Source organism: Streptomyces sp. NPDC047841, from assembly GCF_040704085.1.
In the GTDB taxonomy this organism is placed as follows: Bacteria; Actinomycetota; Actinomycetes; order Streptomycetales; family Streptomycetaceae; genus Streptomyces; species Streptomyces argyrophylli.
Window position 1 is genome coordinate 379,543 of record NZ_JBEYRP010000007.1, and the last position, 9,588, is coordinate 389,130.

Here is a 9,588-nt window from a genome sequence, read left to right on the forward strand (position 1 = left end):
CTCTGAAGTGGAGTGGGTCTGAGTGTCTGCGGTCGCGCACAGGCTGCGTGGTGACCATGAGCGCCCCCTTCGCTTCGGAGGGGGCGCAGTCGTGTCATGACCTGCGTAGCAGGCGGTGCAAGGCGCCTTTGGCAAGTTGATGTCCGAACGCGCGATTGCTGGTTAAAGTCGTTTGGTTACTACTGGTTGTGGGGGCAACCAGAGCTTGGTCGGCTCCGCCGACATCCTGGGGAGGGCCTGTAGCGCATGAGTCGTCGCTCTGCTGGTTTTGTCGGTGCCTGGGCGGAGATGCAGCGCCAGCACCAGCGTCAAGTGGAAGCAGAAGCCAGACGGCGCCGGGACGAGGCACGGCAGGCGCGGGCCCACCAACGGCGTGCCACGCAGGAGTACCGGCAGTACCGACAGGCAGAGGCCAGACGGCGCACGGAGGAGCTGGACGCGCAGGTCGCCTCGTTGCAGGGGCTGCTGGCCGCGGGTTGTCAGGCGCCGGCCTTCAGGGCGTCGTCCCTGATGCGCGCGGAAGAGATACCGCCGTTCGACCCGGGACAGCTCGCCTGGCCCGTGCGCATGCCGGATCCCAGCCAGTACCAGGCGCAGGGAGGTTGGACCGCGAACCGGCGAGCCCAAGCTCAGGCGGAGGCGCAGGCTCGTTTCGAACGGGACTGGCACGCCGCGCAGGCTGCCGAGGCACAGCGACAGCAGCAACTGGCGGCCCTCCAGCGAGAGTACGAGCAGAGGACTGGGACCCAGCGGGAGGAGGTGCGTCGGCACAATGCCGGCATCGTCGCGGTGACTGAGGGTGTCAGGCGGGGAGACCCTGACTCCGTCGTCGAGTACTTCTCCGCCGCTCTCTACTCGTCGACCGCCTGGCCCGAAGGGTTTCCTCGGCAGGTCGCGGCAGCCTTCGACTCGGCGGCGCGGCAACTGGTCCTGGACTGGGAGCTGCCCGGGTACGACGTGGTCCCCGAGGCCAGATCCGTGAGGTACGTGCCCGCCCAGAACGAGGACAAGGAATCCGCCCGTCCCGTGACCCAGCGCCGTGGGTTGTACCGAGAGGTGCTGGCTCAGAGCCTGCTGCTGGTCCTGCATCTGCTTTTCGCGGCGGACGAGTACGGCATCCTGGACTCGGTGGCCCTGAACGGCTTCGTGGACGCCCACGAGCCGGCGACGGGCAGGCGAGCGCACATCTTCCTTGCGACCGTCATGGCCCAGCGCGCGGCGTTCACCGGCCTGCACCTGGAACAGGTGGACGCGGTGAGCTGTCTGACCGACGCGTTGAGGGGCCGGCTCGCGTCCCGCCCCGATCAGCTCGCCTCCGTGCGCCCGGGGCGAAAGCCTCAGGACGTCGGGAATCATGTCGTCACCCACGGCGGTGATGACGAGCCGGATCTGTATGACATGGATCCGATCGAATTCGAGTCACTCGTTGCTGACCTGTTCCGCGCGATGGGGATGCAGGCTGTGACGACCCAGCGCTCGAATGACGGCGGCGTGGACGTCGACGCGCTGGACCCGACGCCCATCCGAGGCGGCAAGATCGTCGTACAGGTGAAGCGCTACCGCAGCACAGTGCCGCCCACCGCGGTACGTGACCTGTACGGAACGGTCCAGGACGTCGGCGCCAACAAGGGAGTGCTGGTGACCACGGCGGGCTTCGGCCCCGGCTCACACACGTTCGCTCGGGGCAAGCCTTTGGAGCTCGTCTCGGGCGGTGAACTCGTCGACCTGCTGCACCGGCATGGGCTTCGTGGGCGCCTGGGGGAAGGCGGACGACCGGCTCCGGCGCAGCCGTCGCCGTCCAGTCCCGCAACAGCGGCCGACAACCACAACGTGTTGGGCATGACGTGGTCCGGCAGTGTGGCGCTGGACGTATGCGCTCTCGTCTGCTGTGGCAACCGAATCCTGAGCGAAGACCACTTCGTCTTCTTCAACAACCCGCAGACGCCGGACGGCTCGGTACGCGCGGTGCCGGCTGTGGCGCCGGACAAGGCAGCACTCCATGTCTCCTTCGACGCGCTGCCGGGAGCAGCTGATCGGTTCGTGCTCGTGGCGGCCGTCGATCCGGAGGTGAACCCGGGGGCCGACCTGTCCGGATTCACCGATGCGTGTATCCGGCTGCTGGACCCGGCAATGACTGAGCTCGGTCGGCTCGAAGTCTCGGATGGCCGTTCCGGCGAGACCGCACTGGTGCTCGGCTCCTTCCGGCGCAGGCCCAATGGCGACTGGGACTTCGTGCTTGGAGGGAAGGGGTACACAGGGGGGCTGGAGCAGCTCGTCCAGGAGTACGGCATCGAAGTGGAGTGACGCCACGGGACTGTGGTGCTGGCCTTGTCCGTATTCGGACACCCACATCCATGCGGCGGCTGTGCTGGCTGCGAGCCCTCACCCGTCGGCGCCGCTGCCCAGGGAGTGATTGAATCGGAGGCGGGCCCGGGGCTGCGGGATTCACATATTGACCCGTTATTTTGACATAGGTTCCATGCCCGGGAAGAACCGGGAAATCCTGTGCGCTGAAGAATTCGATGAATTCTGCCGGGTTGCTCACTGGTGCGTTGTACGCAAGCCTGGATGACCATTTCTCGCATGTTTCCCGACGCGTTATAACCAGCCTGGACGAAGCTGTTGCTGCGCTGATTGCCCCGCCTGGCTGAGGTCCCGCACGGCAACGCCTGGCGGGGCCGGATCCGAATGTGCGGTGCGTGCGTCTACCCCGGTATGGAACCGCAGAAGCCGCCGCCCCCGTCCCGCCAGCCCGAAGGGTGCCTCGTCGTCGCCGTCCGCCTTCCGGTGCGGATCGTCGTCCTGGTGCTGGTCGTGCCGGTGCGGATGGTGTGGGACGCGCTCGTCGTCGTCGGGCGGCTGCTGCGGGACAGCGTGCTCAGACCGCTCGGGCGGGCCCTGGTGTGGACCGGCCGGGCCGTGTTCGTGTGGCCGTTCGTGGGCCTGTGGCGGTACGTCCTGGCGCCCGTCGGCAGGGCCCTCGCCTGGCTCGGCACCGTCCTGCTGGTGGTGCCGGCCGTGTGGTGCCACCGGTGCCTGCTCACCCCTCTCGGCCACGCCCTCGCCTGGCTGGCGCGCGGGGCCGGAGCCGGGCTCGCGTGGGTCTACGCGCGCGTGCTCACCCCGGCCGGGCACGCGCTGGCCTGGCTGCTGAAGGGGACCGGCGCGGTACTGGCCGCCCTCGGCGCCGGGGCGTACACGGCCGTCGCCTGGCTGCTGCGGTACCTGCTCGTCGTACCCGCGCGGTGGCTGTACACCTGGTTCCTGGCACCCGTCGGCCGGGCCGTCGCCTGGTGCGCGCGGGGAGCGGGGTGGCTGCTGGGGCTGGTCGTCACCGGCGTGGGCCTGGCCCTGTACCGGACCGGCCGCGTTCTGTTCGTGCTGCCCGCGCTCGCGCTGTGGCGGTGGGTGCTCGCCCCCGTCGGCCGGTTCCTCGCGGTCGTCGCGCGCGAGGCGGGGGAGGCGCTCGGACACGCGTGGCGGGTCGCCGGGCGGATCTCCCTGGCCGTCGGGCGCGCGCTGGGGACCCTCTTCCGGTGGATCTTCGTGGAACCGGTGCGCCGGGTGTACCGGGCCGTCCTCACCCCGGTCGGGCACGTCGTGCGGGACGCCGTCCTGCGGCCCCTGGCCGAGGGCCTGCGCGCGGTGGGCCGGGTGTCGCGGGAGGCGCTGGCCACGGCCCGGGAGACCGTGCGGCAAGCCCGCGCGGACTTCCGCCGGACGCTGTTCGGCGAGCCGCGGCAGCCGGCCGCGGTCGACCGGCGGGAACCCACCGCCCGCGACACACGTACTCTTGGTAGGAGTACGACCGCTCTCACGAAGGACTAGGACACTGGGCAAGCGACAGCCCGAAGGCCCGCCGCCCGCACCCGCGGTGCAGCGCATCCGACTGCGCTACACCAAGCGCGGCCGCCTGAGGTTCACCAGCCACCGAGACTTCCAGCGCGCCTTCGAGCGTGCGTTGCGCCGCGCCGAGGTGCCCATGGCGTACTCGGCCGGGTTCACGCCGCACCCGAAGGTGTCGTACGCCAATGCCGCACCCACCGGCACGGGCAGCGAGGCGGAGTACCTGGAGATCGCGCTCACCGAAGCGCGCGACCCCGAGACCCTGCGCGTCCTCCTCGACGAGTCGCTGCCCGCCGGGCTCGACGTCGTCGACGCGGTCGAGGCGCGGACCTCGGGCCTCGCCGACCGGCTGACGGCCTCCGTGTGGGAGCTGCGGCTGGACGGCGTCGACCCGGCCGACGCCAGGCGAGCGGTCGTGGCCTTCACCGGGGCCGACGCCGTCGAGGTCAAGCGCACGACCAAGAACGGCGTCCGCACCTTCGACGCCCGCCCGGCCGTGGTGAGCCTGGAGGCGCACAGTGCGCCGGGTGATAGGCCGACCGACCAGCCCTGTGCGATACTGCGGCTGGTTGTTCGGCACGTGACGCCTGCCGTACGACCCGACGACGTCCTGTCCGGTCTCCGCGCCGTGGCCGACCTGGCGCCGCCGGTCCCCGCAGCGGTGACCAGGCTGGCGCAGGGGCTGTTCGATGAAGAGACCGGCACGGTGACCGATCCGCTCGCGCCCGACCGCGAGGCTGCCGGGGCCCTGACGGCCCAGCCGGCCGCCGCCGCGACGGCGCCGGAAGGTCCCGCGTAGGGACGGACGTCGTAGCGCCGCCCTCGTACTCGGGAGCCACCTGGGTCGGGCAGCGCACCGACCAGAAGACTTTCGCCAGGCCGTACCGACAAGGCGTACGGAACCGGCGAGACAGGACACAGAGTGCTCCCGTGCGGCGCCCGCGCCCCGGACGGCGGCCATCGCGCATCGCGCGGGCCGCGGACGTCAACGGCGGACGGTCCTCAGAGACCGGCGCCGGACCAGGTGCGGCGCCCGGGAGCCCGACGGGAGAAACGCCCGCATGCTCGAACCGACCGAACCCAACGAGGGTTCCGAACTGAACACTCCGAGCGACACCCTGCCGCCGCGCAGGCGTCGCCGTGCCGCCTCCCGGCCGGCGGGTCCGCCCGCCGCGGTCGCGGAGGCGCCCGTGGAGGTCACCGTGCCGGCCACGCCGCCCGCGGAGGCCGACGAGGTCACCGAGGTGACCGAGGACGTCAGCGGGGCCACCGGAGCCGGTGAGGCTCCCGAGGCGGAGGGGACCGAAGCGGCCGCTGCCGCCGAGGCCGCCGCCCCCGCCGAGGAGGCCGCCCCCGCGCGTCCGCGCCGGCGGGTGGCCCGCCGGGCGTCCGCGCCCACCGGGTCGCCGGCGTCCGCCGAGGCCGCCGAGACGGTCGTACCGGCCGAGCCGGAGAAGACCGCCGCCGTTCCCGAGGCCGGCGAGGTCGTCGTCGGTGAGGAGGCCGCCCCGCGCCGCACCCGGCGCCGGGCCACGCGCAGCGTGGCGACGCCGACCGCCGATGCCGCCGAGCCCGCCGAGGTCACGGTGACGGAAGCCGCTGCCGCCGAGACCGCGCCCGCCGAGGAGGCCGCGCCCGCGCGTCCGCGTCGCCGGGCGGCCCGCCGGGCATCCGCGCCCGCCGGTTCGGCGTCGTCCGCCGAGGCCGCCGAGACCGCAGAGACCGCAGAGACCGTGGTCCCGGCCGCCGCCGCGTCCGCTGCCGCCGGGGCCGAGACCCCGCAGCAGCCCGCTGCCGAAGCCGCCGCCCCCGCCGAGGAGGCCGCGCCCGCGCGTCCGCGTCGCCGGGCCACCCGCCGGGCGTCCGCGCCCGCCGGTGCCCCGAAGGGCGCCGAGGAGGCCCCGGCCGCCGCCCCGGTGGCGCAGCCGGAGTCCGTGTCGCAGGCGGAGACCCCTGCCGCAGGGCCGGACGCCGCCGACGAGGCGCCGCAGGCCGCGGCCGAGGAAGCCGCTCCGCGCCGTACGCGCCGTCGTGCCACGCGCCGGGTGTCCGCGCCCGACGCCACCCCCGCCACCGGCGAAGCCGCCGAGGCGGAGGACGCCGTGGCCGCCCACACCCCGGAGGTCCCCGCGACCACGCACACCACCGAGCCGGCCGCGGCCACCCAGCCCGTCCAGGCGCCGCAGGCCCCCGCACCGGCTGCCGAGGCCGGGGCTCCGCGCCGGGCCCGGCGCCGGGTCGTCCGTGCCGCGTCCGGATTCGCCGAGCCCGCGCGGACCGCCGAGCCGGAGGAGGCCGGGGCCCCGCGCCGGCCCGCCCGCCCCGCCGTCGCCGTCTTCCAGGCGCCGGTGTTCACCGAGCCCCAGTTCCAGACGCCGGAACGGGCCGCCGCCGAGGCGGCTGCCGAGGCCGAGGTCGATGAGGCCGTCGAGGCCGAGGAGACCGAGGAGTACACGGAGGAGCGCGTCGAGACCGGTGGCCGCCGTCGCCGGCGTCGCCGTGGTGCCGCCGCCGAGGAGAGCAGGCCGGCCGAGGCCGCCGCCGAGGAGGAGCCCGAGGAGGCCGACGAGGCCCCGGAGGCCGCCGACGACCTCGCCGAGGGCGAGGACGGCGACGAGACCGAGGGCGCCGAGGGCTTCGAGGAGTCCGGCTCGCGCCGTCGCCGCCGCCGCGGCGGACGCCGCCGCCGGCGTGGTGACGCGGGCGACGGCGAGTCCGGCGAGGGCGTGGACGCCGACGCCGAGGAACTGGCCGCCGAGCAGGCCGCGCAGGACGCCGAGGACACCGCCGAGCAGGAGGAAGAGGACGACGACGAGGCGCGTGGCGAGGAGTCGGGCGGCTCCAGCTCCAGCAGCCGCCGTCGCCGTCGCCGGCGCCGCCGCGCCGGTGACACCTCCGTGGACGCCGAGCCGTCCGAGGACGACCCGGAGCGCACCGTCGTCAAGGTCCGCGAGCCCCGCAAGCCCAGCGAGCCGTCCGACGAGGTGCAGTCCATCAAGGGCTCGACCCGTCTGGAGGCCAAGAAGCAGCGCCGCCGGGAAGGCCGTGAGCAGGGGCGCCGACGCGTCCCGATCATCACCGAGGCCGAGTTCCTGGCCCGCCGCGAGGCCGTCGAGCGCGTGATGGTCGTCCGTCAGCACGGCGAGCGCACGCAGATCGGCGTCCTGGAGGACGGCGTGCTCGTCGAGCACTACGTCAACAAGGAGCAGTCGACCTCGTACGTCGGCAACGTCTACCTGGGCAAGGTCCAGAACGTGCTGCCGTCGATGGAGGCCGCCTTCATCGACATCGGCAAGGGCCGCAACGCGGTCCTGTACGCCGGTGAGGTCAACTTCGAGGCACTCGGCATGGCGGGCGGGCCGCGCCGGATCGAGTCGGCGCTCAAGTCCGGCCAGTCCGTCCTCGTGCAGGTCACGAAGGACCCGATCGGGCACAAGGGCGCGCGGCTCACCAGCCAGGTCTCCCTCCCCGGGCGCTACCTCGTGTACGTGCCCGAGGGCTCGATGACCGGCATCAGCCGCAAGCTGCCCGACACCGAGCGGGCCCGGCTGAAGACCATCCTCAAGAAGATCGTCCCCGAGGACGCGGGCGTCATCGTGCGCACCGCCGCCGAGGGCGCGAGCGAGGACGAACTGCGCCGCGACGTCGAGCGGCTCCAGGCGCAGTGGGAGGAGATCCAGAAGAAGGCCAAGAACGGCGGCAGCGCTCCGACGCTGCTGTACGGCGAGCCGGACATGACCGTCCGGGTCGTGCGGGACATCTTCAACGAGGACTTCTCCAAGGTCATCGTCAGCGGTGACGAGGCCTGGCAGACGATCCACGGGTACGTCTCGCACGTCGCCCCGGACCTGGCCGGCCGGCTGTCGAGGTGGACCTCCGAGGTCGACGTCTTCGCCACCTACCGGATCGACGAGCAGCTCGCCAAGGCGCTGGACCGCAAGGTCTGGCTGCCCAGCGGCGGTTCGCTGGTGATCGACCGGACCGAGGCGATGGTCGTCATCGACGTCAACACCGGCAAGTTCACCGGCCAGGGCGGCAACCTGGAGGAGACGGTCACCAGGAACAACCTGGAGGCGGCCGAGGAGATCGTGCGCCAGCTGCGGCTGCGCGACCTCGGCGGCATCATCGTGATCGACTTCATCGACATGGTGCTGGAGTCCAACCGGGACCTGGTGCTGCGCCGCCTGCTGGAGTGCCTGGGCCGCGACCGTACGAAGCACCAGGTCGCGGAGGTGACCTCGCTGGGCCTCGTGCAGATGACCCGCAAGCGGGTGGGCCAGGGCCTGCTGGAGTCGTTCTCCGAGACCTGCGTCCACTGCAACGGGCGCGGTGTCATCGTCCACCTGGACCAGGCGACCGCGAACGGTGGCGGCGGCAAGCGCAAGAAGCGCGGCCGGGGCGCCGAGGCGCCGGAGCCCGTGCACGAGCACGTGCACGAGACCGCCGCCGTGGCCGTGGAGACCGGCGAGGCCGTCGAGCCCGAGGTGGAGACCGCCGTGGAGGTGGCCGCCGAGGCCGCCGAGCCGGTGGCCCTGCCCGCGCCCGAGTTCGCGCCGGACGAGGAGCTGTACAGCAGCGTCGCCGAGGCGGAGGCGGCGGCCACCCGTGGCCGTACGCGGCGCCGGACGAGCCGCCGGGTGTCGGCTCCGGCGGGTGCCCCGAAGGCGGAGAAGGCGCCCCGGGCCGCGCGCGCGCCGAGGGCGGGCAAGGCCGCCGCGGAGACCGCGGAGGCCGAGGCCCCGACCGCCCAGGACGTCACCGCCGAGGAGGCGGCGGCGCGCCCGGTGCGGCCGGAGCCGGCCGCCGAGGCGCTGGCCGAGCCGACGGCCGTCGAGGACCAGGTGGTCCCGGCGCCGCAGGCCGGGGCCCCGGCCGCCGAGGAGGCCGCGCCCAAGGGCCGTACGCGCCGTCGGGCGACCCGGAAGGTGTCGGCTCCGGCCGGCTCGCCCGAGGGCGCCGAGGCGGCCGTCGTGACGGTGCCGGAGACGGCGCCCGCGGCCGAGGCACCGGCGGAGCAGCCCGCTGCGGACGCCGTGGCCCCGGCCGAGGCTCCGGAGGGGCAGCAGGCGGAGGCCGTGAGCGCCGCCGCACCGGCCCGTCCGCGCCGCCGCGCGGTGCGCAAGGCCACCGCGCCGACCGCGCCCGAGGAGGCGGCCGTCGTGGTCGTCCCGTCGGCCACGGCGGAGGAGGCCGCCGCGGCCGGGACCCCGGCGGCGCAGTCCTCGGCCGCCGAGGCTCCGACGGAGGAGACGGCAGGCGAGGAGGCCGCGCCGGCCAAGAAGACCGCCCGTAAGACGGCGGCCAAGAAGACCGCGGCGAAGAAGACGGCCGCCAAGAAGACCGCGGCCAAGAAGACGGCCGCAAAGAAGACGACGGCCAAGAAGGCGGCGAAGACCGCCAAGACGGCTGCCGCGAAGTCGACGGCGAAGAAGACCACCACGGTCTCCACCGCCGCGGACGAGGACTGAGTCCCGTCCCACCAGGTGTGGTCCTGCCCCTGCGGGCAGGACCACACCTCTTGTCGGGGCCTTGGAGCGAGTTCTCCTCGGGGCGCCGGAGCCGAGTCAAGACGTACAGTGCCTCGGCACAGCTGAAACAAAGGAGAGAAACCGCGATGATAGGCCTCGTTCTGGCGGCCGGCGCCGGGCGCCGTCTGCGCCCCTACACCGACACCCTGCCCAAGGCTCTGGTGCCGGTGGGTCCCGAGGGCGCGGAGGAGTCCCTGACGGTCCTGGACCTCAC

General features: G+C 73.5%; 5 protein-coding genes. All 5 read left to right on the top strand.

Features of this window, described 5'->3' with window-relative positions; genetic code table 11:
* Positions 1-246 precede the first annotated feature (246 nt).
* The gene (locus AB0947_RS14140) at positions 247-2,304 is read left to right on the top strand and encodes a restriction endonuclease (protein ID WP_366750596.1); all 2,058 of its coding nucleotides are present in this window, start codon (positions 247-249) and stop codon (positions 2,302-2,304) included.
* A 411-nt stretch (positions 2,305-2,715) separates the two neighbouring features.
* Positions 2,716-3,828 carry a hypothetical protein gene (locus AB0947_RS14145; protein WP_366750597.1) on the top strand — a complete coding sequence of 371 codons (1,113 nt, stop codon included), beginning with the start codon at positions 2,716-2,718 and terminating at the stop codon, positions 3,826-3,828.
* A 46-nt stretch (positions 3,829-3,874) separates the two neighbouring features.
* Positions 3,875-4,645 (top strand): TIGR03936 family radical SAM-associated protein, encoded by a 771-nt coding sequence (locus AB0947_RS14150; protein WP_366750598.1) that lies wholly within the window; start codon positions 3,875-3,877, stop codon positions 4,643-4,645.
* A gap of 262 nt (positions 4,646-4,907) precedes the next feature.
* Positions 4,908-9,314, top strand: coding sequence for an Rne/Rng family ribonuclease (locus AB0947_RS14155; RefSeq protein ID WP_366750599.1), 4,407 nt, complete (start codon positions 4,908-4,910; stop codon positions 9,312-9,314).
* Positions 9,315-9,460: 146 nt separating this feature from the next.
* The coding region (locus tag AB0947_RS14160) for a sugar phosphate nucleotidyltransferase (RefSeq protein ID WP_366750616.1) at positions 9,461-9,588 on the top strand (128 nt) is incomplete at its 3' end.